The organism is Amycolatopsis sp., assembly GCF_035276945.1.
Classification (GTDB): Bacteria; Actinomycetota; Actinomycetes; order Mycobacteriales; family Pseudonocardiaceae; genus Amycolatopsis_E.
The window spans coordinates 1-26,313 of the sequence record NZ_DATELF010000109.1 but is presented as its reverse complement, the minus strand read 5'-3'; the positions used below and the strand labels follow the sequence as shown (position 1 = coordinate 26,313).

24 protein-coding genes are annotated in these 26,313 nt (G+C 69.2%); 15 read left to right on the top strand and 9 right to left on the bottom strand.

All coding sequences use genetic code 11. The annotated features are described in order from the left end of the window. Nucleotides 1-14: 14 nt before the first annotated feature. The 4 genes from VJT49_RS19320 to VJT49_RS19305 form a co-directional block, all read right to left on the bottom strand. Nucleotides 15-1,541 (bottom strand): glycoside hydrolase family 57 protein, encoded by a 1,527-nt coding sequence (locus tag VJT49_RS19320; RefSeq protein WP_324166251.1) that lies wholly within the window; start codon nucleotides 1,539-1,541, stop codon nucleotides 15-17. Beyond that, on the bottom strand, nucleotides 1,538-2,314 hold the full coding sequence (locus VJT49_RS19315; RefSeq protein ID WP_324166304.1) for a class I SAM-dependent methyltransferase: 777 nt from the start codon (nucleotides 2,312-2,314) through the stop codon (nucleotides 1,538-1,540). The genes VJT49_RS19320 and VJT49_RS19315 overlap by 4 nt, the downstream gene beginning before the upstream one ends. A 71-nt stretch (nucleotides 2,315-2,385) precedes the next feature. Then, the gene (locus VJT49_RS19310; RefSeq protein WP_324166250.1) at nucleotides 2,386-2,697 is read right to left on the bottom strand and encodes a hypothetical protein; all 312 of its coding nucleotides are present in this window, start codon (nucleotides 2,695-2,697) and stop codon (nucleotides 2,386-2,388) included. Nucleotides 2,698-2,762: 65 nt separating this feature from the next. Beyond that, nucleotides 2,763-3,605, bottom strand: a complete 843-nt coding sequence (locus tag VJT49_RS19305; protein ID WP_324166249.1) for a DegV family protein — start codon at nucleotides 3,603-3,605, stop codon at nucleotides 2,763-2,765. A gap of 213 nt (nucleotides 3,606-3,818) precedes the next feature. On the opposite strand from VJT49_RS19305, the gene VJT49_RS19300 reads away from it, so the two are divergent. From VJT49_RS19300 to mnmA, 7 genes are all read left to right on the top strand, one after another. Then, complete coding sequence (locus VJT49_RS19300; RefSeq protein ID WP_324166248.1) at nucleotides 3,819-4,604, top strand: electron transfer flavoprotein subunit beta/FixA family protein; 786 nt, start codon at nucleotides 3,819-3,821, stop codon at nucleotides 4,602-4,604. Nucleotides 4,605-4,622: 18 nt separating this feature from the next. Then, complete coding sequence (locus VJT49_RS19295) at nucleotides 4,623-5,582, top strand: electron transfer flavoprotein subunit alpha/FixB family protein (RefSeq protein ID WP_324166247.1); 960 nt, start codon at nucleotides 4,623-4,625, stop codon at nucleotides 5,580-5,582. 354 nt (nucleotides 5,583-5,936) lie between these two features. Then, on the top strand, nucleotides 5,937-6,710 hold the full coding sequence (locus VJT49_RS19290; RefSeq protein WP_324166246.1) for a GNAT family N-acetyltransferase: 774 nt from the start codon (nucleotides 5,937-5,939) through the stop codon (nucleotides 6,708-6,710). Then, on the top strand, nucleotides 6,707-7,576 hold the full coding sequence (locus VJT49_RS19285) for a lysophospholipid acyltransferase family protein (protein WP_324166245.1): 870 nt from the start codon (nucleotides 6,707-6,709) through the stop codon (nucleotides 7,574-7,576). The genes VJT49_RS19290 and VJT49_RS19285 overlap by 4 nt, the downstream gene beginning before the upstream one ends. Next, entirely contained in the window at nucleotides 7,573-8,937 is a 1,365-nt protein-coding gene (locus VJT49_RS19280; protein WP_324166244.1) for an MFS transporter, read from the top strand. Before VJT49_RS19285 ends, VJT49_RS19280 begins: the two co-directional genes overlap by 4 nt. Before the next feature lie 26 nt (nucleotides 8,938-8,963). Next, nucleotides 8,964-10,151 (top strand): cysteine desulfurase family protein, encoded by a 1,188-nt coding sequence (locus VJT49_RS19275; protein WP_324166243.1) that lies wholly within the window; start codon nucleotides 8,964-8,966, stop codon nucleotides 10,149-10,151. Continuing rightward, nucleotides 10,151-11,272, top strand: coding sequence for a tRNA 2-thiouridine(34) synthase MnmA (gene mnmA, locus VJT49_RS19270; RefSeq protein ID WP_324166241.1), 1,122 nt, complete (start codon nucleotides 10,151-10,153; stop codon nucleotides 11,270-11,272). The genes VJT49_RS19275 and mnmA overlap by 1 nt, the downstream gene beginning before the upstream one ends. A 23-nt stretch (nucleotides 11,273-11,295) precedes the next feature. Here the strand turns inward: mnmA and VJT49_RS19265 are convergent, their stop codons facing one another. Continuing rightward, nucleotides 11,296-11,895 (bottom strand): TetR/AcrR family transcriptional regulator, encoded by a 600-nt coding sequence (locus VJT49_RS19265; RefSeq protein ID WP_324166240.1) that lies wholly within the window; start codon nucleotides 11,893-11,895, stop codon nucleotides 11,296-11,298. 200 nt (nucleotides 11,896-12,095) lie between these two features. Between VJT49_RS19265 and VJT49_RS19260 the strand changes: the two genes are divergently transcribed. After that, complete coding sequence (locus VJT49_RS19260) at nucleotides 12,096-13,829, top strand: ABC transporter ATP-binding protein (protein WP_324166239.1); 1,734 nt, start codon at nucleotides 12,096-12,098, stop codon at nucleotides 13,827-13,829. Nucleotides 13,830-13,870: 41 nt separating this feature from the next. Then, nucleotides 13,871-15,694: an ABC transporter ATP-binding protein gene (locus VJT49_RS19255; protein ID WP_414636035.1), complete on the top strand. Its 1,824-nt coding sequence runs from the start codon at nucleotides 13,871-13,873 to the stop codon at nucleotides 15,692-15,694. Between the two features lie 43 nt (nucleotides 15,695-15,737). On the opposite strand, the gene VJT49_RS19250 is transcribed toward VJT49_RS19255, so the two are convergent. Continuing rightward, the gene (locus VJT49_RS19250) at nucleotides 15,738-16,802 is read right to left on the bottom strand and encodes an MBL fold metallo-hydrolase (protein ID WP_324166238.1); all 1,065 of its coding nucleotides are present in this window, start codon (nucleotides 16,800-16,802) and stop codon (nucleotides 15,738-15,740) included. Between the two features lie 70 nt (nucleotides 16,803-16,872). Next, entirely contained in the window at nucleotides 16,873-17,496 is a 624-nt protein-coding gene (locus tag VJT49_RS19245) for an LURP-one-related/scramblase family protein (protein WP_324166236.1), read from the bottom strand. Between the two features lie 253 nt (nucleotides 17,497-17,749). Between VJT49_RS19245 and VJT49_RS19240 the strand changes: the two genes are divergently transcribed. Genes VJT49_RS19240 through VJT49_RS19225 form a run of 4 tightly spaced genes read left to right on the top strand, consistent with a single transcriptional unit; the run spans nucleotide 17,750 to nucleotide 22,142 of the window. After that, nucleotides 17,750-18,769: a methionine synthase gene (locus tag VJT49_RS19240; protein WP_324166235.1), complete on the top strand. Its 1,020-nt coding sequence runs from the start codon at nucleotides 17,750-17,752 to the stop codon at nucleotides 18,767-18,769. Nucleotides 18,770-18,779: 10 nt separating this feature from the next. Further along, nucleotides 18,780-19,487 (top strand): hypothetical protein, encoded by a 708-nt coding sequence (locus VJT49_RS19235; protein ID WP_324166233.1) that lies wholly within the window; start codon nucleotides 18,780-18,782, stop codon nucleotides 19,485-19,487. A gap of 11 nt (nucleotides 19,488-19,498) precedes the next feature. Continuing rightward, nucleotides 19,499-21,622, top strand: coding sequence for an NAD-dependent DNA ligase LigA (gene ligA / locus VJT49_RS19230; protein ID WP_324166232.1), 2,124 nt, complete (start codon nucleotides 19,499-19,501; stop codon nucleotides 21,620-21,622). Beyond that, a complete protein-coding gene (locus VJT49_RS19225) occupies nucleotides 21,615-22,142 on the top strand; it encodes a GNAT family N-acetyltransferase (protein ID WP_324166231.1) in 528 nt (175 codons plus the stop codon). The genes ligA and VJT49_RS19225 overlap by 8 nt, the downstream gene beginning before the upstream one ends. Here the strand turns inward: VJT49_RS19225 and VJT49_RS19220 are convergent. Continuing rightward, nucleotides 22,036-22,911 (bottom strand): alpha/beta fold hydrolase, encoded by an 876-nt coding sequence (locus VJT49_RS19220; RefSeq protein ID WP_324166230.1) that lies wholly within the window; start codon nucleotides 22,909-22,911, stop codon nucleotides 22,036-22,038. The two genes, VJT49_RS19225 and VJT49_RS19220, sit on opposite strands and share 107 nt — an antisense overlap. 25 nt (nucleotides 22,912-22,936) lie before the next feature. Further along, nucleotides 22,937-23,701, bottom strand: coding sequence for an alpha/beta hydrolase (locus tag VJT49_RS19215; RefSeq protein ID WP_324166229.1), 765 nt, complete (start codon nucleotides 23,699-23,701; stop codon nucleotides 22,937-22,939). A gap of 309 nt (nucleotides 23,702-24,010) precedes the next feature. Here VJT49_RS19215 and VJT49_RS19210 point away from each other — a divergent pair, with 309 nt between their 5' ends. Beyond that, a complete protein-coding gene (locus tag VJT49_RS19210; protein WP_324166228.1) occupies nucleotides 24,011-25,393 on the top strand; it encodes a recombinase family protein in 1,383 nt (460 codons plus the stop codon). A gap of 262 nt (nucleotides 25,394-25,655) precedes the next feature. Beyond that, nucleotides 25,656-26,313, top strand: a 658-nt coding sequence (locus tag VJT49_RS19205) for a hypothetical protein (RefSeq protein ID WP_324166227.1), incomplete at its 3' end; no start/stop codon positions are given.

Here is a 26,313-nt window from a genome sequence, read left to right as displayed (position 1 = left end):
CGGCAGGGGACGGGTCAGCGCGGGACGTGGAGGGCGCGGGCGTCGAGGTGACCGAAGGGGCTGTCCTCGGCCTGAAAGCTGTCGAGATGGTGCGGGGAAGCGGGCACGCGACTTTCTGGCATGTCGCGCTCACCGAGGAGCGCCGCCAGGCGGTCGAAACGCTCGGTGTGCAGCCGTGCCCGCCGCCGCGCGTAGTCGGCCGCCGAATCCTTGGTCACCATGAACGCCCAGTCGCTCGACAGGGCCAGCATCGCCTCGCTCACCGCCAGGTCTCGCACCCGGTCCCCGGCGCCGCCCTGCGGGGGCAGCGCGAGCAGGCGCCGCTGCAGCCCGGCATTGGACTGAACCATGTCGGCCACCTGTTCGCCGTCCCAGACCCGCCAGTCCTTGCCCGAGCCCCACGACGAGGCGGGAAGTTCGACCGGAGCGCCGAGATGTCCGGCGTCGAGCGCGCCGCCGAGCGTCGTCACCCGCACACCCGCCTCGGGCAGCGCCCGCAGCACACCCTCCAGCCACGCCGGGCCTTCGTGCCACCAGTGCCCGAACAGTTCGGTGTCGTAGGCAGCCACCACCAGCGACTCGCGGCCGTGCCGTTGCCGTAGCGCGCGCAGCCGGGTCACCACGGTGTCCACGAAGTCCTTGACGTGCAGGCGAAGCGTGTCCGCCGCGAGCGCCGGGTCGTAGGGCGCCTTGTCCGGGGGCGCGACCTGCCTGCCCGTCACCCGCGACGGCTTGAGCCCGACCTCGTGTGCCCAGGTGTGGAAGTCGCGGTAGGTGGCGTGTCCCGGATAGCCCGACTTCGGGGACCACACGCGATAAGTCACTTCGAGATCCCGGCCGAAGCACACCACGTCCGACGAGCCGACCGTGCGGGCGGCGTGGGTTTCGCCGCGCAGCGAAGGACCGTCCACAAGGAACCGCCGTACTCCGGCCGCCGCGTAACCGTCCTCCATGCCCGGCGCGTAACCACATTCCGGCGCCCAGATGCCCGCCGGACGGTGCCCCACCCGCAGTTCGCTGTCGTCCAGGCCGGCGCGCAACGCGAACGAGCGCAGCCGGGGATCCAGCAAAGGCTGGAACGGATGCGTCAGCGGCCCGCCGATCAGCTCGATCGCCGAAGAGTCCACAAGGGATCGGAGGATCGGGGAGAAGCCGTGCCGCCAAACCGTTTCGAAGGACTCGGCCGCCCGGACCGCGGCGCGGTACTCGGCCGCGCCGAGGTCACGCAACAACGGATCGCCGCGCCACAGCGTGCTCGCCTGCAGCGCACGCAGCTGCCAATGCCCGAGCCACTGGTGGAACGTCCGCAGGCAGTAGGGGTCGTCGAGCTGGGCGGCGAGCACCGGCGTCACGCCGAGGGTCAGCACGTCGTGCCTGCCCTCGTCGGCGAGCCGCCGCACGAGGTCGACCACCGGCAGGTAGGAATGTGCCCAGGCCTGGTAGAGCCATTCCTCGCCGACCGGCCAGGAACCGTGGTGTGCCAGCCAGGGCAGGTGGCTGTGCAGGACGAGGCAGAACGTTCCCTCGGACTGGTTGGTCACGGGCGCACCGCCACCGCGACCAGATCGAGGCTTTCGGCCAGGTGCTCGCCGTGGATCTCGAAATCACCCGCGCTGATCGCCGCGACATCCGCCAGCAGTTCCGGGGGCCAGACCGCCTGGCCGGGCAACTCGCCCAGCACGACTCGCAGTTGTGCGTCGATGATCGATCCACCGTACCGCTCGTCCAGCGCGCGCAGCCCGGGCCCGTGGTGCAGACCGTGCAGCAACTCGACGGAGAACGCGGCCTCCCGCAGCAGATCGTCCAGTTCGGACGGTGCGAGTTCCCTGGTGTGGTAGGGATTGAGGGGCGTGTCCGAATCCGGGGTGAAGGTGAGCCGGTTGGGTGTGGTGACCACCAGCCGCCCGCCGGGACGCAGCACCCGGTGGCACTCGGCGAGGAAGGCCGCCTGGTCCCACAGGTGTTCGAGCACCTGGAAGTTCGCCACGACATCCACAGTGGACGAAGCGAGGGGCAGGAAGGCCAGGTTTCCCCGCACCGTCCAGAGCCGGGGATAGCGCCGCGCGACGTGGACCGTGGTCGCTTCGTCGTAGTCCAGCGCGAGCACGTGCCCGGCCCGTTCCGCGATCAGCCCGGCACCGTAGCCCTCGCCGCAACCCGCCTCCAGCACCGTCGCGCCCGCGCAGTAGGGCAGCAGCGCCAGATACGCCGCTTCGTGCCGGCGGAACCAGTAGTTTTCCTCGGGTATCCCGGGCACGGTTCGTTCGCCGGTGAGATGCAGCGCCTCCCAGGGGGTCTGGGGGCTTGCCTCCAGGCGGGGTCTGGGGGTTGCCCCTCCAGAGGGCAATGAGGTGGTCACCCCGGTGACCCTATTACGGCCACTTCTCAGCATGACCGACCAGGACGAGGCGTCGACGCGGAACTCCGGCACCGCGCCTCCCGCGCGCCATCGCCGAGCGCGGTCGGGACTCCGCTCGGCGTGGTCAGCCGCAGCCAGGCGATCGGGCGCTGGTTCTCTTCGAGGGCCTCGGCGGCGACGAAGGCGGGCAGGTAGGTGGTTCGGAACAGCCGGAGGTCGAGGTCGCCCTCGTCCGCGGTCCGCACCGGGCGGCCGTCGAAGGGAGCCGTCGAAAACCGTCTGACCTCGGCGGCCAAGCGCTGCTCTTCGCCGGTTGCTTCGCGTGTCGTAGTCCCCATGTGCACTCGGCCGCTCCCGCTGGTGCGTAGGGGGAGCACCGCTATCGGGTTAACTCGGTCGAGTTTTACAGAGGCGAGACTGTGATGCTCAGCGCACCTGGCCCGGTGTGGGCGCCGATCACCGTGCTGGCCTCCACGATCAGCACCTCGCGCTCGTCCGGGATCCGCTCACGGAGCTGCTCAACCAGGCTCAGCTCGCGCCCGCTCTGCTTGAAACAGGACACGGCCAGCTCGACCGGACGGGACTTCGCCCGTTCCGTGGTGAGGTCGACCAGCCGGGCCAGCGCGCGGCGGGCGCCGGGAACCCGCGCCAGCGGGGCGACCTCGCCGCCGGTCACGGTGAGCAGCGGTTTGATGGAAAAAGCGGTGCCGATCAGCGCGGCCGCGGCGCCGATCCGGCCGCCACGGCGGAGGTATTCGAGGGTGTCGAGGTAGATCAGCTCACTGCTGCCGAGGATCCGGCGTTCGGCGGCCTCGACCACCCGGCTGACCCGCGCACCGGCGCCCGCCGCCCGTGCCGCGGACAGCGCGGCGAAGCCGAGGCTCATCCCGGTGGTCCCGCTGTCGAGGGTGTACACGGGAATCCGTATCTGCTCGGCGGCTTGCCGTGCCACGCGGACCGTGGCCGACATGCGTTCGGAGAGGTGCAGGCTGACCACCGCGTTCGCGCCCGCGCTCACCGCGTCCTGGTAGGCCCAGAAGAAGGCGCCGGGGTCCGGGGGAGAGGTGGTGACGCGCCGGCCCGCGCTCAGCGCCGTGTACAGCTCGCCGCGGTCGAATCTGTTCTCGTCGTCGGTCTGGTCGTCCACATTGAGCTGAAGTTGAACGACCTTGATACCCCATTGCCTGGCCAACTCGTCCGGCAGGGACGCGGTGGAGTCCGTTACAACGGCTACATGGTTGGACACGAACCGCGAGGCTAGCCCGAAGGACGCAGTCTGTATAACCCGTCCGGGTCGATTCCACTCGAAGCGACGCGCTCCATGCCAGAGAAAGCGGGACTATCGTCCCAACAAAACGCGTATCCAGGTGAATGCTGTCACCTCAGGGCGCCAAGCTGGCGAATCTTCCCTACGCTACTGGCCAGTAGAGCAGGTTACGCGGGAGGTCGAAGGGGACCCATGACGAAGATCGTTGTCCTGGTCAAACAGGTGCCGGACACCTATTCGGAGCGCAAGCTCAACGAGTCCGACCACACGCTCGACCGCGAGTCCGCCGACGCGGTGCTCGACGAGATCAACGAGCGGGCCGTCGAAGAGGCGCTCAAGATCAAGGAAGCCGGCGACGGTGAGGTGACCGTGGTCTCGGTGGGCCCGGACCGGGTGACCGACGCCATCCGCAAGGCGCTGTCCATGGGCGCCGACAAAGCCATCCACGTTTCCGACGAGGCGCTCAGGGGCTCCGACCTGATCGCCACGGCGAAGGTGCTGGCCGCCGCGATCGGCAAGGTCGAGGGCTACGACCTGGTCATCGCGGGCAACGAGGCCTCCGACGGCCGGGGCGGCGCCGTTCCCGCCGTCGTCGCCGAACTGCTCGGCGTGCCGCAGCTGACCCACCTGCGCGAGGTGACCGTCGAGGGCGGCACCGTCAAGGGTGTGCGCGAGACCGACGACGGGCGCACCACCCTGGAGGCGCCGCTGCCCGCGCTGATCAGCGTCACCGAGAAGATCAACGAGCCGCGCTACCCGTCCTTCAAGGGCATCATGGCCGCGAAGAAGAAGCCGGTCGACACCTTCACCATCGCCGACCTCGGCGTCGACGCGGGCGAGGTCGGTCTCGGCAACGCGTGGTCGTCCGTGACCGAGGCCGCTCCGAAGCCGCCGCGCCAGGCCGGGCAGCGGGTCGAGGACGAGGGTGACGGCGGCGTCAAGATCGCCGAGTACCTGGTCGGCCAGAAGCTCATCTGAGACTGAGGAGACGTGACAATGGCTGAGGTTCTGGTTCTCGTCGATCACCTGAACGGCGAGCTGAAGAAGGTCACCTACGAACTGCTGACCGCCGCTCGCGAGCTGGGCGAGCCGGCCGCGGTCGTGGTCGGCGCCCCGGGCACCGCGGGCAAGCTGAAGGAGTCGCTGGCCTCCTACGGTGCGGTGAAGGTCTACGTGGCCGAGTCCGTGGACGCGGGTTCCTACCTGGTGACGCCGAAGGTGGACGCGCTCGCCGCGCTGGTCGCGAAGTCCGCGCCCGCCGCGGTGCTGGTCACCGCGAGCGCCGAGGGCAAGGAGGTCTCCGGACGGCTGGCCGCGCGTGTCGGCGCGGGCCTGCTCGTCGACGCGGTGGACGTCAACTCGGACGGCACCGTGGGCCAGTCCATCTTCGGTGGCGCGTTCTCGGTGAAGTCCAAGTCCACCAAAGGTTTCCCGGTCATCTCGGTGCGTCCCGGCGCCGTTGAGGCGGTGCGGGCCGACGCTGCCGCGGTCGAGGAGGCCGTCGAGCTGCCCGCCGTCGACCCGGCCAGGTCGGCCAAGATCACCGGGGTGGAGCCGGTGGTCGGCGGCGACCGGCCGGAGCTGACCGAGGCTTCGGTCGTGGTCTCCGGTGGCCGCGGGGTCGGCTCGGCGGAGAAGTTCGAGGTCGTGGAGAAGCTGGCCGACTCGCTCGGCGCGGCCGTCGGCGCTTCCCGGGCCGCGGTCGACTCCGGCTACTACCCGGCGCAGTTCCAGGTCGGCCAGACCGGTAAGACGGTCTCGCCGCAGCTGTACATCGCGCTGGGCATCTCCGGCGCGATCCAGCACCGGGCCGGTATGCAGACCTCGAAGACGATCATCGCGGTGAACAAGGACCCGGAGGCGCCGATCTTCGAGATCGCCGACTTCGGCGTGGTCGGCGACCTGTTCAACGTCTCCCCGCAGCTCGCCGAGGAAGTCGGCAAGCGCAAAGGCTGAGCCCGCGATCGGTGCAAGGCCGCCGTACGGACCGCCGTACGGCGGCCTTGCCGTGTCGCTGGTCCGGCGGCTGCTCAACCAGGCCGTGCGCCCGGCAGGGCGGCGCGCTTGCCCCAGCGGCGCGGCATCCGCCTCGGCAGGTGCTCGGCACCGAGAAACACCCCGAACACCCCGACCGCGACGGCCAGCGCCGACAGGAACCACCACCAGGCCTCGGAGATTCCTCTCCCTTCTGCTCGCCCCCTGAGCTACCCGCGAGTGATTCGTCCCGAACCTGCGGTTCACGTAACGTGCATGAGGTGGTCACCGCCGGGTACTGCCCCAGGTTCCCGAGTGGCCGGTACACCTTGACCCATGACGCGGTCTCAGGTACTGGTCAGCACCAATGCGGACGGCGCCCAGGCGCCACGGTACTCCCTGCTCGTCGCTTCTCGCAGCGACGAAGTCGTTGCCGCGCAAAGACTCCGGCACCAGGTGTTCGCCGGTGAACTGGGCGCCCGGCTCGACTCCCTTGTGGACGGTCTCGATGCGGACTCGTTCGACGAATTCTGCGACCACCTCCTGGTGCGCGACGACGGCACCGGTGAGATCGTCGGCACCTACCGGATGCTCCCGCCGGAACGCGCCGCCGAAGCGGGCAAGCTCTACTCCGACACCGAGTTCGATCTGACCTCGCTGGCCGGCCTGCGCGGTTCTCTGGTCGAGACCGGACGGTCGTGCGTGCACCCCGATCACCGCAGCGGCGCCGTGGTGAGCCTGGTGTGGGCGGGAATCGGCCGCTACATGCTGCTGGCCGGGCACCGCTACCTCGCCGGGTGTGCCTCCGTGCCGCTGGCCGACGGCGGCGCGTACGCGGCGGGCGTCTGGGATGTCATCCGGGCCAAGCACTACGCGCCCGAAGAGCTGCGGGTGACGCCGTGGCATCCGTGGCACACCGAGGGGATCGAGCGCCCGGCGCGGTCGGTGCTGCCGCCGCTTTTGAGGGGGTACATCCGGCTCGGCGCGAAGGTGTGCGGCCCGCCGGCCCACGACCCCGACTTCGGCGTCGCGGACTTCTTCACCCTGCTCGACCTGCGCCAGCTCGACGAGCGCTACCTGAAGTTCTTTCTCGGAGCCGAGAAGTCATGAAGCATCCGTGGATGCCCGCCTCGCCGTGCGGCGACGGGTGCCTCACCCCGGGCGCGCGGTCGGTCGCGCCGCCGCGGCGCGTGCTGCGGGTCGCCGCCGCGTGCGGGGTGGTGCTGTCCGCCTTCCTCGTGTTGCCGTTCCTGCTCGTGCCCGGAGCTCGGAACCGCTTGGTACGCCTGGTCTTCCGTGGTGTCCTGCGCGCCTTCGGGGTGCGGCTCGAGGTACACGGCGGGGACGGGTTCGTCGCCGCCGAAGCGGGTCGTGGTGCGCTCGTGGTGAACAACCACATCTCGTGGCTGGACATCGTGGCGATCAACGCGGTGCGGCCGATGCGGGCCCTGGCGAAACGCGAAATCGCGGACTGGCCGGTGCTGGGCCGCCTCGTCGCTCGTGGCGGGAGCATCTTCCTCGACCGGGAAGCGCTTTCCACCCTGCCCGCGACGATCGCGGAACTCGCGGCGGCGCTGCGGCGCGGGTCGCTGGTGAACGTGACGCCGGAGGGCACGACGTGGTGTGGCCTGGCGTCCGGCCGGTTCACCACGGCCACCTTCCAGGCCGCGATCGACGGCGGCGTGCCGGTGCGCCCGATCGCCCTGCGTTACCGGCTGGCCGACGGCCGCGAAACCACGCAGCCCGCGTTCGTCGGGACCGAGTCGCTGATCGACTCCCTGCGCCGGGTCGCGCGGCTGCGCGGGCTGGTCCTGGAAATGCGCGTCTGTGAGGAGATCGCGCCCGGCCGTGCCGCGAATCGCCGGGAACTGGCCGCACTGGCCGAATCCGCGGTCAGGACGGCGTTGTGCCACAAGAGTCTCGCGCTCCCGAGCTTGACCTCCACCGGGCTGGAGGTTGCACGGTCAGGGGCATGATCGTCGAGGATCGGCCCGAGTCGTGGAGCGTGCTCTGGACACGCTCCCACCGCACCACCACCATCGCGAGCCTGCTGGTCGTCACGCTGGTCGCCTTCGAGAGCATGGGCGTGGCGACCGCGATGCCGACGATGGTCGCGGCGCTGCGGGGGCAGTCCCTGTATTCCTGGCCGTTCCTGGCGTTCCTCGTCGCCAGCGTGGTGGCCACCGTGCTGTCCGGGCGGATCTGTGACAGGGGCCGTGGTCTGGCCGGCTCCTTGCTGGCCGGCCCGGCGATCTTCGCGGGCGGGCTGCTGGTGTGCGGCGCGGCCAGGAACATGCCGATGCTGCTGGCCGGCCGCGTCCTGCAGGGCCTGGGCTCGGGCACCGTGCTCGTCGCCGTCTCCCTGCTCATCGCGCTCGTCTTCACCGATCGTGAGCGGCCGGTGATGTACGCGGCGAACGCGGCGGCGTGGATCCTGCCCGCGGTGGCCGGTCCTTTCGTGGCGGGGCTGGTCACCGAGCGGCTCGGCTGGCGGTGGGTGTTCCTCGGGCTGGTGCCGCTGGCCCTGCTCGGGCTCGGCCTGCTGGTGCCCGTGGCCCGGCGTCTCGGCCCGCGGCGGCGAACTGACGGACGCCGCCGCGCCGGGGTCCTGGTCGCGGCCGCCGCCGCGCTCGGCGTCACGGCCCTGACCTGGGCCGCTCAGCACCCGTCGGCCTCCGCGGTCGCCTACGCGACGATCGGGGTGGTCGCGCTGGCCTTCGCGCTGCGGAACCTCCTTCCGTCCGGGACGCTGACGGCCAGGCCCGGCCTGCCGACGGTGATCGCGTCCCGCGCGCTGCTGGGCGGGGCGTTCGCCGGCCTGGAGGCCTACCTGCCGCTCACCATGGCCGAAGTACACGGCTACAGTCCCGCGCTGGCGGGCCTGCCGCTGACCGTGAACGCGCTGGGCTGGTCGGCCGCGTCGGCGGTCCAGGGCCGTCACCCCGACTGGTCCCGCGAAGCGGCCTTGCGGACCGGTTTCGGCCTGCTCGCCCTCGCGCTGGTGATCTTCGCGTTCGTCTCGCAGCCGTGGTTTCCCGGGTGGGCGGCGTTCCCCGGCTGCGCGATCGCCGGCGCCGGGATGGGCACCGCCTACCCGTCGCTGTCCTTGCTGCTGCTCCGGTTCTCGCCGGTGGCCGAGCGCGGTTTCAACACCTCGGCACTGCAACTGGCCGACTGGGTCTTTTCGGCGGTGACCGTGGGCTTCGGTGGAGTGCTGCTGGGCCTGGTCGCCTCGGCCCGGCACCCGTCGGCCGCGATGACCGTGCTGGCCGTGTGCCTGGCCGGGGTCGCGCTGCTCGGGGTGTTCGTCACGCGGCGGTGGCCCGCACACGGGTAACCCGGACGGTCTACCCTGGTAGGGAAATGACTTACCTTGATCACGCGGCGACCACCCCCATGTCGCCGGAGGCCATCGCGGCGATGAGCGAGGCGCTGTCCACGGTGGGCAACGCTTCCTCCCTGCATTCCTCGGGACGGCGCGCCCGCCGGATGGTCGAGGAGAGCCGGGAGGCGATCGCGGCGGCGCTGGGCGCCCGCCCGTCCGAGGTGATTTTCACCGCGGGCGGGACGGAAAGCGACAACCTCGCGGTCAAGGGCATCTTCTGGGCGCGCAAGGCGGCCGACCCGGCGCGGCACAGGATCGTGGCGAGCACCGTCGAGCATCACGCGGTGCTGGACGCGGTGCAGTGGCTGGCCGACCAGGCCGGTGCCGAGGTGACCTGGCTGGACGTCGACGAGTTCGGCCGCGTGCTGCCCGAGACGCTGCGGAAGGCGATCGAGCACGATCCCGCCGACGTGGCGTTGGTCACCGTGATGTGGGCCAACAACGAGGTCGGCACGGTCAACCCGATGCCCGAGCTGGCGGCGGTCTGCGCCGAGCACGAGATCCCCCTGCACACCGACGCCGTGCAGGCGATCGGCGGGGTGCCCGTCGACTTCTCGGCCAGCGGCGCCAACGCGCTGACCCTGACCGGGCACAAGCTCGGCGGTCCCTACGGCGTCGGCGCGCTGCTGCTCGGCCGTGACACCCCGTGCGTGCCGCTGCTGCACGGCGGCGGGCAGGAGCGTGACGTTCGCTCGGGGACCCTCGACGTTCCCGCGATCCACGCCTTCGCCACGGCCGTGCGCGCCACCGTCGCCGAGTCACACGAGCGCATCGCCGCGTTGCGGGACAACCTGATCGAGGCCGTGCTGCGGGAGGTGCCGGACGCGGTGCTGAACGGGGCGCCGGCGGGCGAGGGCAGGCTACCGGGCAACGCGCACTTCACCTTCCCGGGTTGCGCGGGCGACAGCCTGCTGATGTTGCTGGACGCCAAGGGGATCGAGTGCTCGACCGGCTCGGCGTGCACCGCCGGGGTCGCCGAGCCGAGTCACGTGCTGCTGGCCATGGGGGCCGACGCGAAGTCCGCGCGGTGCTCGCTGCGGTTCTCGCTCGGCCATACGTCCACCCAGGACGATGTGGACGCGCTGGCGCGCGAGATCGGCGGCGTGGTCGCACGGGCCCGGCAGGCAGGGCTGACCGGCATGCGCAAGACCCGGCAGGAGGTGTGATGCGGGTACTGGCCGCGATGAGCGGGGGAGTGGACTCGGCGGTGGCGGCCGCGCGCGCGGTGGAGGCCGGGCACGAGGTCGTCGGTGTGCACCTGGCGCTGTCCGCGCGGTCGGATCGGGGGAGCCCCCCGGGCCCCCGGGCCAGCACGCTGCGCACGGGCGCGCGAGGCTGCTGCACGATCGAGGATTCGCGCGACGCCCGCCGGGCCGCCGACATCCTGGGCATCCCGTTCTACGTCTGGGACTTCGCCGAGCGGTTCACCGAGGAGGTCATCGACACCTTCGTCGGCGAATACGCGGCGGGCCGTACGCCGAACCCCTGCGTCACGTGCAACGAGAAGATCAAGTTCGAGGCGCTGCTGGAGAAGGCGATCGGGCTCGGCTTCGACGCGGTGGCCACCGGCCACTACGCCCGGTTGTCCATTGTGGACGGCGTGCCGGAACTACGGCGGGCGGTGGACGAGGGTAAGGACCAGTCCTACGTGCTCGCCTCGCTGACGCCGGAGCAGCTGAGGCATTCGTTGTTCCCGCTCGGCGATTCGCGCAAGCCCGACGTGCGCGCCGAGGCCGAGCGGCGTGAACTGGCGGTGGCCCGCAAGCCCGACAGCCACGACATCTGTTTCATCCCGGACGGCGACACCAGGAAGTTCCTGGAGAACAAGCTGGGCCGGCATTCCGGTGAACTGGTGGACGCCGAGACCGGCGCCGTGCTCGGCCGGCACGCGGGCGTGCACGGGTTCACCATCGGGCAGCGCAAGGGCCTCGGCATCGACGCGCCCGCGCCCGACGGCAAGCCCCGGTACGTGCTGTCGCTGGAGCCCGTTTCGGGCACCGTGAAGGTCGGTTCCGTGGACAAGCTGGCCGTCCGGGAGATCCGCGGCGACCGGCCGGTCTGGCCGGGTGAGCGGCCGCTGGACGGGCCGACCGAGTGTGTGATCCAGGTTCGCGCGCACGGCGGCACGGCGGAGGCCGTGGCCCAGGCCACCGGTGACGGCGTGACCATCCAGCTTCGCGAACCGCTGCGCGGGGTCGCGCCCGGGCAGGTCGTGGTGCTCTACCGCCCGGACCCGACCGGTGACCTGGTGCTGGGCAGCGCCAAGATCACCACCACGGGCGCGTAGCCGCTGAGAGCGGTGGGGCCTGGCTATCGCCCGGCGAGGCCGCGCAGGAGCGGCAGGTAGACGTCGTCGACGAGTGACGCGATCACGTCGCTGGTGATGAGACCGCCGCAGAGCATCGCCTCGTTGCGAATCAGGTCGATCGGGAGCCGCGCGACCCGCGCCGACAGCCGGATGGGTGGCAGTTCGCCGCGTTCGACCGCGCGGCGCACGATCTTCTGGATCACGTCTTGCAGCGGCGACGCCTTGGCGAGCCGCTCGCGCATGACCGCGGTGATCTCCGGGTGCCGGAACGTCTCGCCCATCACTCCGGCGATCACCTCGCTCATCATGGTGTCCACCCGCCGTGCCACCCGCTCGAACAGGACGAGCAGATCGCTGCGGAGGAAGCCGGTGTCGATCGGCTGGTGCTCGGTGGGCACCTGGCGCTGCCATGCCGCGAGCACCAGTTCCGCCCGGCTGGGCCAGCGGCGGTAGATGACGGGCTTGCTGGTTTCGGACCGGGCGGCCACCGCCTCGATGGTGAACTTGGCGTAGCCCACCTCGCTCAGCTCGTCCCACGCCGCGTCCAGGATGGCCTGCTCCAGCTCCTGCCCGCGACGGCGCGTCTTCGTCGTCTCCACCACCCGTGCCCCTTACCGTGCCGACAGATACCAATCCAACCGGAAGTGTCGCGACATCCCAAACGTAGGTCGGCTGCCGGTCACTCGGGCCGGGCTCATTCCGGTCTCCTTGGTAAAATACGTTGCGTGTCTTATCCGGGCGGTCTACCCTTCCCATATTAGACACGGTTCGTTTCTTCCAGTCTTCTTCTACGGGGGTTTCGTTGCTCAACCGCCTGTTACGCAGATTCCTGCGGCCGTACCGGCGCGAGCTCACGGCCGTACTGGTGCTGCAGCTGATCGGCACGATCGCGTCGCTGTACCTGCCGAGCCTCAACGCGGACGTGATCGACTACGGGGTGGCCAGGGGGGACACCGGCTACATCCTGTCCACCGGCGGCTGGATGCTCAGCGTCACGGTGCTGCAGATCCTGTGCTCCGTGGGCGCCGTCTACTTCGGTGCCCGCGCCGCCATGGCCTTCGGGCGTGACGTCCGCTCCGCCATCTTCCACCGGGTCGGCGAGTTCTCCGCCCGCGAGGTCGCCGGGTTCGGTGCTCCGTCACTGATCACCCGCACCACCAACGACGTGCAGCAGGTGCAGTTGCTGCTGGTACTGGTCTGCACCATTCTGGTGACCGCCCCGATCATGTGCGTCGGCGGCATCGTGCTGGCGCTCAACGAAGATGTCGGCCTGTCCTGGCTGCTGCTGGTGTGCGTGCCGGTGCTGGTGATCGCGATCGGCTCGATCGTGATCAGGATGGTGCCGCAGTTCCGCCGCATGCAGGAACGGATCGACCAGGTCAACCGCGTGCTGCGGGAGCAGCTGTCGGGTATCCGCGTGGTGCGCGCGTTCGTCCGTGAGCGCGCGGAGACCGAGCGGTTCGCCGACGCCAACGCCACGCTCACCGCCACTGCCCTGCGGGTCGGCCGGTTGCAGGCGATGATCTTTCCGACCGTGATGCTCATCCTCAACGCCTCGAGCATCGCCGTCCTGTGGTTCGGCGCGTATCGCGTCGACGCGGGGGACATGCAGATCGGCGCGCTGACCGCGTTCCTCAACTACCTGCTGCAGATTCTCATGTCGGTGATGATGGCGACCTTCATCGCCACGATGATCCCGCGCGCGGCGGTCTGCGCCGAGCGGATCAACGAGGTGCTCGACGCCGAGCCGTCGGTGCGGCCGCCGCTGGCGCCGGTGCGCGAGCTGCGGGCCCGTGCCGAACTGGAGTTCCGCGGCGTCGAGTTCCGTTACCCCGGCGCGGTGGATCCCGTCCTGCGCAACATCTTCTTCCGCGCGGAGGCGGGCAGGACCACCGCGGTCATCGGCAGCACCGGGGCCGGCAAGACCACGCTGGTCTCGCTCATTCCCCGGCTGATCGACGTCACCGACGGCAGCGTCCTGGTCGACGGCGTGGACGTGCGCGAGTTCGACCCCGACCTGTTGTGGAGCAAGATCGGGCTGGTGCCGCAGCGGCCGTACCTGTTCACCGGCACCGTCGCGAGCAACCTGCGTTACGGCAACCCGGACGCGACCGACGAAGAGCTGTGGCAGGCCTTGGAAATCGCCCAGGCCCGTGACTTCGTCGAGGCGATGCCGGACGGGCTCGAAGCGCCGATCGCCCAGGGCGGCACGAACGTCTCCGGCGGGCAACGGCAGCGGCTCGCGATCGCGCGGGCGCTGGTCCGCAAACCCGAGATCTACCTTTTCGACGACTCGTTCTCCGCGCTCGATCTGGCCACCGACGCGCGGCTGCGCGCCGCGCTGCGCCCGCACACCGGGCAGTCGGCCGTGGTCGTGGTGGCCCAACGGGTTTCCACGATCCTCGACGCCGACCAGATCGTCGTGCTGGACAACGGATCGATCGTCGGCATCGGCACCCACCAGCAACTGCTCGAAACCTGCCCGACCTACCTGGAGATCGTCGAGTCCCAGTTGACCCCGGAACAGGCGGCCTGATGACTACTACCACCACCACCCCGAGACCCCAGCCGTCCCCGATGGGCGGCGGCCGGGGTTTCCCCGGCATGGTCATGCCGGTGGGCAAGGCGCAGAGCTTCGGTCCCTCGGCGAAACGGCTCGTGGGACGGATGCGCCCGGAACGGATCAAGCTGGCCGCGGTCGTCGCGCTCGGCGTGATCAGCGTCGGGTTCTCCGTCGCCGGACCGAAGATCCTCGGCCAGGCCACCGACATCATCTTCGACGGCGTGCTCGCGCACCTGCGGCACGTGCCCGGCGCGGGTATCGACTTCGGCGCGCTGGCCACCGTGCTGGCCTGGGTGCTCGCGCTCTACCTGATCTCGTCGCTGTTCGGGCTGGCACAGGGCTGGCTGCTCAACGGCGTCGTGCAGCGGGTCGTTTACCAGTTGCGCGCCGACGTCGAGGCGAAGCTGCACAAGCTGCCCCTGCGGTACTTCGACGGTCAGCCCCGGGGCGAGCTGCTGTCCCGGGTCACCAACGACATCGACAACATTTCCACCACCCTGCAACAGACTCTGAGCCAGCTGCTGACGTCCGTCCTGACGGTGCTCGGCGTGCTGGTGATGATGCTGTCGATCTCCCCGCTGCTGTCACTGTTCGCGCTCGCGGTGATCCCGTTGACGTTCCTGGTCACCGCCAAGATCGGGAAGCGCTCCCAGAAACAGTTCATCGCGCAGTGGAAGCACACCGGAGCGGTCAACGCGCACATCGAGGAGGCGTTCACCGGGCACCAGCTGGTCAAGGTTTTCGGGCGGCAGCGGGAGTCGGAGGCCGAGTTCCGGCAACGCAACGAAAAGCTGTACGACGCTTCGCTCGGCGCGCAGTTCATCTCCGGGCTGATCATGCCGGCGATGATGTTCCTGTCCAACCTCAGCTACGTCGTCGTTGCGGTGGTCGGCGGGCTGCGGATCACCTCCGGCACGATGAGCCTGGGCGAGGTGCAGGCCTTCCTGCAGTACTCGCGGCAGTTCACCCAGCCGCTGACGCAGGTCGCGTCGATGGCGAACCTGATGCAGTCCGGGGTCGCCTCGGCCGAGCGGGTCTTCGAGTTGCTGGACGCCGAGGAGCAGGAGCCGGATCCGGCCAACGCGTCGCTTCCGGCGGACCCGCGGGGCCGGGTCGAGTTCGAGCACGTGAGTTTCTCGTATCGCCCGGACCAGCCGCTGATCGAGAACCTCTCGCTGGTCGCCGAGCCGGGTCAGACGGTGGCGATCGTCGGCCCGACCGGGGCGGGCAAGACCACCCTGGTCAACCTGATCATGCGGTTCTACGAGCTGGACTCGGGCCGGATCACCCTCGACGGCGTGGACGTCACCAGCCTCCGCCGGGAGGACCTGCGGTCGCAGATCGGCATGGTGCTGCAGGACACCTGGCTGTTCGGCGGCACGATCCGGGACAACATCGCCTACGGCAAGCCGGACGCGACCGAGGAGGAGATCCTGGTCGCGGCGAAGGCGACCTTCGTCGACCGGTTCGTGCGCACCCTGCCCGACGGGTACGACACGGTGATCGACGACGAGGGCAGCAACGTGAGCGCGGGCGAGAAGCAGCTGCTGACCATCGCGCGCGCCTTCCTCGCCAGCCCTTCGCTGCTGATCCTCGACGAGGCGACCAGCTCGGTCGACACCCGGACGGAAGCCCTGGTGCAGCGGGCGATGGCGGCGCTGCGCACGTCACGCACGAGCTTTGTCATCGCGCACCGGCTGTCCACGATCCGCGACGCCGACCTCATTCTGGTGATGGAGTCGGGCCGGATCGTCGAGCAGGGCACCCACAGCGAACTCCTTGCCGCCCAAGGGGCCTACCACCGGCTCTACTCGGCGCAGTTCGCCGCGACCGCCTGAGCCGCCCGCGACCGGGCAACTCGCGCCGATGCGCGAGTTGCCCTCAGGCGGGCGAGTCGCCTGTGGAGGCCGGCCGGTAGCGGCGGATGCCGTCCTCTTCGGCCGCGGTCAGTTTTCCTTGGTACACCAGCAGATCCAGGTGCGCGCGGGTCTCACCGACGGCCAGCATCTGGTTGAACGCGTCGAGTTCGCCGAGTTTGCGCCGCCGCCGTGTCCAGCCCAGCCGTAACGCCGCCTCGTACGCCGTCGTCGCGCCGTCCACAATGGTTTCGGCGGTGCGGGACAGCCGCTCCTCGTGGTGGTCCAGCAATTCGTCGACGCGCTGGTGCACGCTGTCCGACACCGGCCCGTGCGCGGGCAGCATCCGGCGGTCCGGCATGCCGCGCACCAGTCGCAGCGAGCCGAGGTAGTCCCGCAACGGAAGCTCGGCGGCCTTCGGCTGGAAGCCGATCGACGGCGTGATGTGCGGGAGCACGTGGTCACCGGTGAACATCAGCCCGCCCGCACCGTCGTCGAAGACCACGTGACCCGTGGTGTGGCCCGGCGTGTGCACCACGTCGAGGTCACGGCCGGGCAGTACGCTGCGCCTGCCCGGGGTCAGCCATTCGTCGGGCGTCTCCCAGATACTCGCTTCGGTGGCGTGGGCCTGCTCCCCGAACATCTTCCTGAGCGCGTCCAGGACCGGCTCGGCCCCGGACTGGCGCAACACCGCGAGCTGGGCGTGCAACGGCGTGCCGTCCGGGTCGGCCGACGCCAGCAGCGACGCTTCCTCCTGTTGGCCGAGCGCGATCTTGCCGCCGAACTCCCGCCGCAGCGCCACGGCCTGCGTGTAGTGGTCGCGATGCACGTGCGTCACCAGGAACTGGCTGATGTCGCCGAGTTCCGCGCCGATCCCCTTCAGCGCGCCGGAGAGCTGCTGGCGCGCCGCCTCGAGCGCCCAGCCGGAGTCGATCAGGACCAGGTCGGATCCGTCGGTGAGCGCGTAGACGTTGACCCCGCGGAGGCCGTCGTTGGGCAGGGGCAGCGGTATCCGGTAGACACCGGGCGCGACGGTGTAGATCCCGGGTTCGGTCCACGGGCGGGCGTTGTCCTCGGCGACTGCTTGCACCGATTCACTTTGAGACGCTAAGCACCGCTTGTCCACACGAAGCGGTGAGACGCCCATCACCCGTGTTGCTTCAATCCGTTTCGTCCTGTTTCAACGCCGTGTCGATGGTGAGTGCGCTGGCCACCACCATGCTGGCCAGCGGCTCCGCGAGTTGCCGGTACACCTCGACGACGTAGTTGTCCGCCGTGGTGAACGCTTCCTTGAGTACCCCGGCGAAGGTCTTGGTGACGCGCGCGACCTCCGTGCCCGACGAGTCGGTGATCGAGAAGTTCCAGGCCCGCCAGTTCTCCGCATCTATCCCGCCCAGTGGCCGCTCACCCGCGACGAACGCGAAGCGGATCCGCCCGAAGACGTTCTCCTGGATGACTTCACCGATCGGCGTGCCGTCCGCGCGGGTTACCACGAACCGGGATTTCAGCATCTTCGCCGGGCGGGTGACCTTCAACACGACGCTGCCACCCACGTCCCGCACTTCGAACTTGTGCGTGAGGTATTTGTCGTATTTCGTCAAAACCCGCAGGAGCTTGCGGAAAAAGCTCTGGCCCACCTCGACCACCGCGCCCAGCGGCCGGCCGTGCCGGTCGAAGACGCCGAATTCGTTCGCCGTCTCGACCAGCCTGGCCTTCTGGTGCACCACCAGGACCGGCTCGGTGAACAGGGTGCCACCACCGGCTCGCCGGGAATTACTCGTCATGTGTGCACAGGGTAGCCAGATAATAGGCATCGTGGGGCGGCCGCGGCGAATTGTGGAAAATGTCCCTTTCCGTGTTGTCATGTTGTCGCCCTGTACCGTTCTTGTTTATCAACCGTTCCGGCCCGTGCCGTAACAGTCCCGGTCCCACGTCGGCGAACGGTGCGATTCGCGGCGCCTTCACCGGTCGGGCCCAGTTCGGGGAAGACCAGCACCCAGACCCCGTTACGGCTACCGTACCCGGGATAATGGCGCGGTGAGTGAAAATGCCTGGCCCCTCGGCGCCGCGACGGGCATCGGCTCCATGCCGGGCACCGATGCCGCGGAGGCCGCCGCGATCGTGCTCGGCGAGCTGCCCGAGTTCCCGCATCTGCCCGAGTTGCCCGCCCGTGGCGTGGGCGCCGACCTGATCGGGCGGACGGCCGCGCTGCTGGTCGACCTGGCGGTCGAGGTGGTGCCCAGCGGCTACCGGGTCACCGCCCGCCCGGGGGGTGACCATCGCAGGGCCGTCGACCTGCTCCGCTGGGACCTCGACGCGTTCGAAGACGCCACCCCGCCGGTGATCAAGACCCAGGTGGCCGGTCCGTGGACGCTGGCCGCGGGCATCGAACTGCCGCGCGGGCACCGCGTCCTGACCGACCGCGGCGCGGTCCGCGAGTTCACCGAGTCGATGCTGGAAGGGCTGGCCGCGCAGGTCGCCGAGCTCAAGGCCCGCACCGGCGCGGAGGTCGTCGTGCAGTTCGACGAGCCGAGCCTGCCGGAGGTGCTGGCCGGGTCGCTGCCGACGCCGTCCGGTTACGGCACGGTGGCCGCGGTGGGAGAACCCGAGGCGCGCGATCTGCTCGCGACGGTGGTGGCGCGGGCAGGTGAGCTCACCGGCCGGCCGGTCGTGGTGCACTGCTGCGCCCCGCAGCCGCCGGTGGCGTTGCTGCGTTCGGCCGGGGCGGGCGCGCTCGCGCTGGACGCGACCCTGCTGGCGGGCTCGCCCGCCAAACTGCTCGACGAACTCGGCGAAGCGTGGGACAGCGGCGTGACGCTGTTCCTCGGCCTGGTCCCGGCTCTCCCGCCTTCGACGCCGCCGACGCTGCGTGAGGTCGCGTTGCCCGCGCTCCACCTCACGGATCGTCTCGGCTTCAACCGTTCGATCCTCGCCGACCGCGCGGTGCCGACGCCGACCTGTGGCTTCGCGGGCTCGACGATGACCTGGATGCGCCGGGCCCTGTCGTTGACGAGGGATCTGGGCAAAGCCTTCGTGGAGCCGCCCGAAGGCTGGTAGTCCTGGACCCATGCGACTGTTCCGCCGCCGCGCCACGCGGACCCCGGAGGTGCCCGAGGTGCGTACGGCCTGGCCCGACCAGCCCGTGCCACCGGATCCGGAGGCCGCCGCGACCGAGTTCTGGCGGGCCTGGTTCGACCTGCTGCCCGAGGTCAACGCCGCGCTCGGCGACCGTGAGCCCCAGCGGGTCGAGTACGCGCTGTGCCGGCTCGTCGCCCGGCTGCATCCCGACCTGCACTTCTCGCTGGACCGGGGCCAGCGTGCGGTCTACGCGCTCGTGCTCAGCGGGCAGGAGGATCCGCGGCTGCGGCCGTACACCGACGCGTGGCGGGCGGCCGCCCCGGAGGACGACGCCATCTGGGAGTACCACGACTCCGTGCCCCCGGTACCCGACCCCACCGAGGTCACCGTGAACCTCGGCGCGCGGCGGATCGCGCTGGGCGACGTCCGGGTCGCGGTGCTGGTGGACGAGGAGGCGGCGGTGGTGGATGTCGCGGTGCACCATCCCGGACTGGCCGGGCTGGACGAGGCCGCACGCTCGGCGATGACCTTCCTCCCGCTGGACGTCACGCTGGGTGAGCGGCTGGCGGGGGAGCGGTTGCGGCGGGTCGAGGTGGCCGAAAACGAGCCGGAGGGCGCGATCACCCTGCTCGAACTGCGGGATCTGGTGCGCGGGCTGGACCGGCGACGACCCGGTCCTGTCGGTGGTGACGGATAAGCTTTGAAACCGTGAGCGAACCACCCGTTGCCCAGGATGTGACCGACGTGCCCGCCGATGTGCGCGAGCGGCACGGTGCGCTCGCCGAGGAGATCCGCGGTCACCAGTTCCGTTACTACGTGCTCGACTCGCCGGTCGTCTCCGACGGCGAGTTCGACGAGCTGTTGCACCAGCTGGAGAAGCTGGAGGCCGAGTACCCGGGCCTGGCCACCCCGGACTCGCCGACACAGAGCGTGGGCGGCACGTTCTCCACCGACTTCGCCGCCTACGACCACCTGGAGCGGATGCTCAGCCTGGACAACGTCTTCGCCGAAGACGAGCTGCTGGCCTGGGTGGACCGGGTGGAGCGCGAGGTCGGTGGGTCCACCCGGTACCTGTGCGAGCTCAAGATCGACGGCCTCGCCATCAACCTGGTCTACGAGGAGGGCAGGCTCACCCGGGCGCTCACTCGCGGCGACGGGCACACGGGCGAGGACGTCACGCTGAACGTCCGCACCCTGGAGCAGGTGCCGGAGCGGCTCACCGGCACGCCGGAGTTTCCGGTGCCGGCGGTGGTCGAGGTGCGCGGCGAGGTGTTCTTCCGGGTGGAGGACTTCGCGGAGCTCAACGCGAAACTGGTGGAGGCGGGCAAGCCCCCGTTCGCCAACCCGCGCAACACGGCGGCGGGATCGTTGCGGCAGAAGGATCCGCGCGTCACGCGCAGCCGTAAGCTCCGGATGATCTGCCACGGTCTCGGCAAGCGCGACGGCTTCGAGCCCGTCCGGCAGTCGGAGTCGTACCAGGCGCTCGCGGCCTGGGGGTTGCCGGTGTCCACGCACACCAAGGTGGTCGACACGGCGGACGAACTGCTCGAGCACATCCGCTACTGGGGCGAGCACCGGCACGACGCCGAGCACGAGATCGACGGCGTGGTGATCAAGGTCGACCAGGTGTCGCTGCAGCGGCGGCTCGGCGCCACCTCGCGGGCGCCCCGGTGGGCGATCGCCTACAAGTTCCCGCCGGAGGAGGCGACCACCAGGCTGCTCGACATCCAGGTCAACGTGGGGCGGACCGGCCGCGTCACGCCGTTCGCGGTGATGGAGCCGGTGAAGGTGGCGGGGTCGACGGTCGCGATGGCCACCCTGCACAACGCCGAGGAGGTCAAGCGCAAGGGCGTGCTGATCGGCGACCGGGTGGTCATCCGCAAGGCCGGCGACGTGATCCCCGAGGTGCTCGGGCCGGTGGTGGACGTGCGCACCGGCGACGAGCGCGAGTTCGTGATGCCCGACCGGTGCCCGGAATGCCACACCCGGCTGGCGTACCAGAAGGAGGGCGATGTCGACATCCGCTGCCCGAACTCGCGGTTCTGTCCCGCGCAACGCCGGGAGCGGCTGTTCTACCTGGCCGGGCGCGGGCGGTTCGACATCGAGGTGCTCGGGTACGAGGCGGCGACCGCGCTGATCTCGTCGGACGTGGTGTCCGACGAGGGGGACATCTTCTCGCTCGACGAGGAGGCGTTGCTCCGGGTCGAGCTGTTCCGTACCAAGGAAGGGGAGCTGTCGGCCAACGGCCGCAGGCTGCTCGCGAACCTGGAAACCGCCAAGGATCGTCCATTGTGGAGGGTGATCACGGCGCTGTCCGTCCGCCATGTCGGGCCCACCGCCGCGCAGGCGCTGGCGCGCGAATTCGGCTCGCTGGACGCCATCGAGGCGGCCGGGGAGGAGGAGCTGGCCGAGGTCGACGGGGTCGGGCCGACCATCGCGCGGGCGGTGCGGGAGTGGTTCGAGGTCGACTGGCATCGTGAGATCGTCGAGAAGTGGCGCCGGGCGGGTGTGCGCATGGCGGAGGAGCGCGACGAGTCCGTTCCGCGCAACCTGGAAGGTCTGTCCATCGTGGTCACCGGCTCACTGGCCGGCTTCTCCCGGGACGAAGCCAAGGAGGCCATCATGTCCCGCGGTGGCAAGGCGGCCGGCTCGGTGTCGAAGAAGACGGCCTTCGTGGTGGTCGGCGACGCGCCCGGCTCGAAGTACGAAAAGGCCGTCCAGCTGAAGGTGCCAGTGCTGGACGAGCCGGGCTTTGAGGTCCTGCTCGACCGCGGCCCGGAAGCGGCCGCCGAGGTCGCGCTCCCCACCGAAGCCGCCGAGTCGGATGAGTGAGTTCATCGTGCGGGCGCCCCGGCCCGAGGAGCTGGACGCCGTCGGCGCGCTCACCGTCGCCGCCTATCGCGCGGACGGCTTCCTGGAGGGTGACGGCGAGTACGAGAAGGAGCTGGCCGACGCGGCACGCCGGGCCGCGGAGGCGGAGCTGCTGGTCGCCGTGAGCGCCGGTGGCGACCTGCTGGGCTCGGTGACCGTGGTTCGGCCCGGCACCGCGTACGCGGAGGTCTCCCGCGAGGGCGAGCTGGAGTTCCGCATGCTCGCCACCGCACCCGCGGCCCGCGGCCGGGGCGTCGGCGAAGCCCTGATCCGCGCCGTGGTCGAACGCGCCCGCCAGCTCGGCGCCCGGCAGGTGGTGATGTCCAGCCCCGACGCCATGAAGGCGGCCCACCGCCTCTACGCCCGCTTCGGTTTCACCCGCCTCCCCGAACGCGACTGGGAACCCGTCCCGTCCTTCTGGATCCGCACCTTCGCCCTCGATCTGTACGCGCGTTCCGGTGCTGATCCAGGAACTCGGTGATCGCGGCGAAGAAACTCTCCGGGTCCTCCGCGTGCGCGCCGTGACCTGCGTCGAGTTCGGCGTAGCGGGCACCGGCGATTCCCGACAGAAGCGCCTTCTGCTGTGCCGGGTCGATGATCCGGTCGTGGGCGCTGGCCAGCACGAGCGTGGGCGCGGTGATCCTGCCGAGCAGGTGGCGCAGGTCGACCGCGCGGTCCACCTCGATCTGGCGCTGGGTGCCGGGTGCGATGTTCGCCGCCAGTTCGGCGATCAGCGCCTCGTTCGCCGCCGGGTCCGTGGCGCCCCAGTACTTCGGTCCCAGCGCGGCGAGCGGCAACATCCGGGCGAACAGGCCGGTGCCGGCCTGCAGGAGTTCGCGCCAGAACATCAGCTCGGCGTCCATTTTGGTGTCGGTGTGGACCCATCCGGCATGTAACACGAGCGAACGCACCCTGCCGGAGTGGGTCCCCGCGATGTACGTGGCGATCGCCGCGCCGAGCGAGTGCCCGACCAGGTGGAAGCTGCCGAGACCGGCGTCGGTGGCGGCCGCGACGATCTCGTCGGCGAGGTCCGCCAAGGTCAGCGGACCACCGTGGTCGGCGGTGAGGCCGGAACCCGAGTAGTCCGGTGCCACCACGGTGAACCGGTCCTTGACCGCGTCGGTGAGCGGCAGCCACTGCTCTCTCGTGGCCGCGGTCCCGTGGACCAGGACGAGCCCGGGGCCCGTTCCGTCGAGGTCGTAGTGGACGGTCGTGTCGCCGCCGCTGATTTCGAGTCGCACGTCGGGCATTGGGGAAACGTTTCCTTTCGGTGTGTCAGAGGACCGCGCGCAGGGCGGCATTGAACTGCGGGACCTTTTCCTGGTGTGGCATGTGGCCGCTGCCTTCGATCACGACGAGCTTCGCGTCCGGCGTCAGCTCGGCGCAGGTTTCGGCCACTTCGACCGGGATTTGGGGGTCGAGTTCCCCGTGGATGTAGGTAACCGGCACCCGTAGGGACGGCAGCGCGGGCCGTGGATCGTAGGTGGTGAGCTCCGTGAAGTGCTGGTCGATGTGGACGCCGGAGTCCAGGATCTGGCGAACCGTCCAGTCGGCCAGCGCCGGGGAGGTGCCCGGGGCGTACCAGTTCGGCACCCACTGGGCCAGTGTCCGGGCCCGGTCGCCGACCAGCGCCTCGCGGAGCTCGGCCAGCTTGCCCGTCATACCGGTCGACGGCCAGTACCCCGGGCCGTCGACCGCGACGACGTGCCCCACCCGTTCCGGGTGACGCAGGGCCAGCTCGATGGCGAACACGGCGCCGATCGAGGAACCGGCGACCACGGGCTGGTCCAGGTCGAGGCGGTCGAGGACGCCCACGAGGTCGGCGACCGCGCCGTCGATGTCGTTCCCCGCGACGGGCCGGCCGGACCGGCCGCAGCCGCGCCAGTCGAGGACCACCTGCCGGTGGTCGCGGACGAACTCGGGCAGCTGCGCGTGCCAGACCCGGCCACTGGTGCCCCAGCCGTGCAGGAACAAGATCGGCCGTCCGGCGCCTTCGTCTTCGTAGTACAGATCGGTTCCGTTGATCCGCAGGTAACTCATGCCTTCAGCAAACGCGCCCCGAGCCTCCGGACCAATGATCAGTCCGCTCCTATACTGATCATGGTTGGTGATGAATCATGGAGCTACGGCAGCTGCGGTACTTCCTGAGCGTAGCTACGACTCTTCTAGTGCACACTGGCTGTCATGGGACCTTCACAGCCACTCCGTGAGCGGGGCCGGACGCTGATCGAGCACGCCCCTGAACAGCTAGTTTGGATCCTCCAAGCCCGTGAGTCCAGGGTCGTACCAGGCCAGGATGCCCCTGGCGAGGGACAGGTCGACAACCAACTCGGCGACCTGCGGAAGTTCGTGAAGACGATCGGCGGCCGGGTCGATCGTGAGGTTCCGGAACCCAACGTGTCGTCCTTCAAGCGGCGGCGCGTGCTGCTGCATGACGGCACCTACGGCTATCGCGTGGTCCGCCCGGACTGGGAGTCGATTCTCACCGCCTTGCGCCGTGGTGAATGCAACGCCCTCGCCTCCGCCGATATCGACCGGGCGACTCGCGACCCGCGCATCTTGGAAGACCTCATTGACGCGGTCGAGTTGTACGGAATCTACGTCGTCAGCATGACCGGAAACATCAATCTGACGACCGATGAGGGAATCGACTCCGCGCGACGGCTGGTCAATCAACGTAACGCCGAATCCCGCAACACGTCGCGTCGCGTCACCGACGGGAAACGTCACGCCGCTCAGGCCGGTAAGACTCACGGAGGCCCCAATCGTCCGTTCGGCTGGCGCAAGGACCGAATCGCCGTGAACAAGCGGGAAGCAAAACATATCCTCGCCGCCGTGCCTCGCATCATCGCGGGACTAAGTCCGCTCACTTTGGCACGGGAATGGAACGACCGCAAGATTCCCACCGTGACCGGGGTTGAGTGGCGGGCAGCCACAGTGAGGAATATGTTCACTCGCCCGCGCATGTGCGGAAAGGTCATCTACCGTGGCGCGGTTCTCAACGGGGAGGACGGCGAGCCGGTTCGCGGGAAATGGGAGCCGATTCTCACCGATGACCAGCACGCGGCCGTTGTGCGCGCCTGGAGTCCCGCGCAGGAGCGAGATCAGTCCCGCGTCGGCGGGAAGGGACGCGGGTATCGGACCAATCATCTGCTGTCACCGTTCGTCCGGTGCGGCAAATGCAATGCCCGCATGGTCGGTTCCAGCAGGCGTAACCAGCGATCCGGAGAACTGGTCGAAATCTACCGGTGCCCATCAAAAGGGCAAGGCGGGTGCGCCAGTACCTCCCGGGACGCGGCACCCGTGGACGCCTATATCCGCGCGTTGGTTCTCGCCGAACATCAGAAGATCCAGTCCCGAAAGCTGGAAAAGCTGCCGCCGTGGCCGAAAGAGAAGGAACTTGCCGACCTGAAAACCCGGATGCGAGAATCGGCCATGCGGTACGAGGCTGGCACCTACTCGGCGGAAAACTACTTCCCCAGCCTGGCGCGTATGGAAGTCACAGAAGCCAACTTGAAACGCGAAAAGCGCAGGTACGCGGCGCGACAGGATGCCCGCAACTCGGCGATCACAAACCTTGCCGAGCAATGGGAAAAGCCGAGCTTCACCATCGAATTGAAGCAAGCGGCGATTGCCGAGACTCTGACTGCTGTGGTGATCGCATCAGCCGGGAAAGGCATCCGATTCCATCCTGACCAAATCAAGCCTATTTTCCGCAACGAAGACGACTGACTTTCCACCAGTCGCAGGCGACAGCCCCTCCGACCGTCGGGACAGGTTCTCCGGGAGTGGGCAGATCTGTCGGCAGCCAGGGCTGAGTCGTTGCATAGTCGGCCAACTCGCCTGGCCGGAGCCGGGCGAGACCTGGCCGCCGTTTTCTCGCTCTCTCTGCGAATCGTGGTTGATTCACAATTGCCTGAAAGTGTCACCGTGTCGTCGCGTTGACGCGGGTGCGCATGAGCTACCCTGATGCGTCACGCGGCGAGGAGGTTTGATGAGAGGCTTACTTGACGACCAAACTTTGGACGGGGCGCACGAAGTTCAACTCACATATCGGCCCGAACGTGTGGGAATCCCCTTGTTCAAAAGTCGAGAGACGTCTATATCATCCATCGTTCGCTATATCTGTCAAATCTGGGGCGGGGCGATTAACCCCATCCTTCCAGTAGAAGAAGATGGTAGTTTAAACAGGGATTATGCCAGCGTTCTTACTGGCGCCGCAGTCGATCGAATCTCCGGCGCTAGCGCGTTTCATCTGTTCCATCTTCGTTCCATAAAATTGAAACCGGCAGAGCAGCAGCAATCTGCCCATGGCTATCAGTTGGCGGTTGCCCTGCTACAGCCTGGGCAGCAGGACAAATATCAGACCCTAGAGAGTGTCGCGCTAGAAGACGAAGATCCATGGAGGGACATCTATGCGGCGTGTCTAGGTCTATTGCCAGAGATTCCCGATCGAGAAATCTTGAAGGCGGGCTACTTAGTTCCGGAGTTGACCTTTGAGAATTATCTCAGAGTGCAACGGCCAACCGTTTCAGGAAGCCTGGATGACCTACTTGAGCGCCTGCATTGCGACGACGTCATGACACCTCGGATGCTTTCAATGATCCATCTGAGCTATGGAAATGCTGGTAGTACTGGCATCCGGTCCGAGC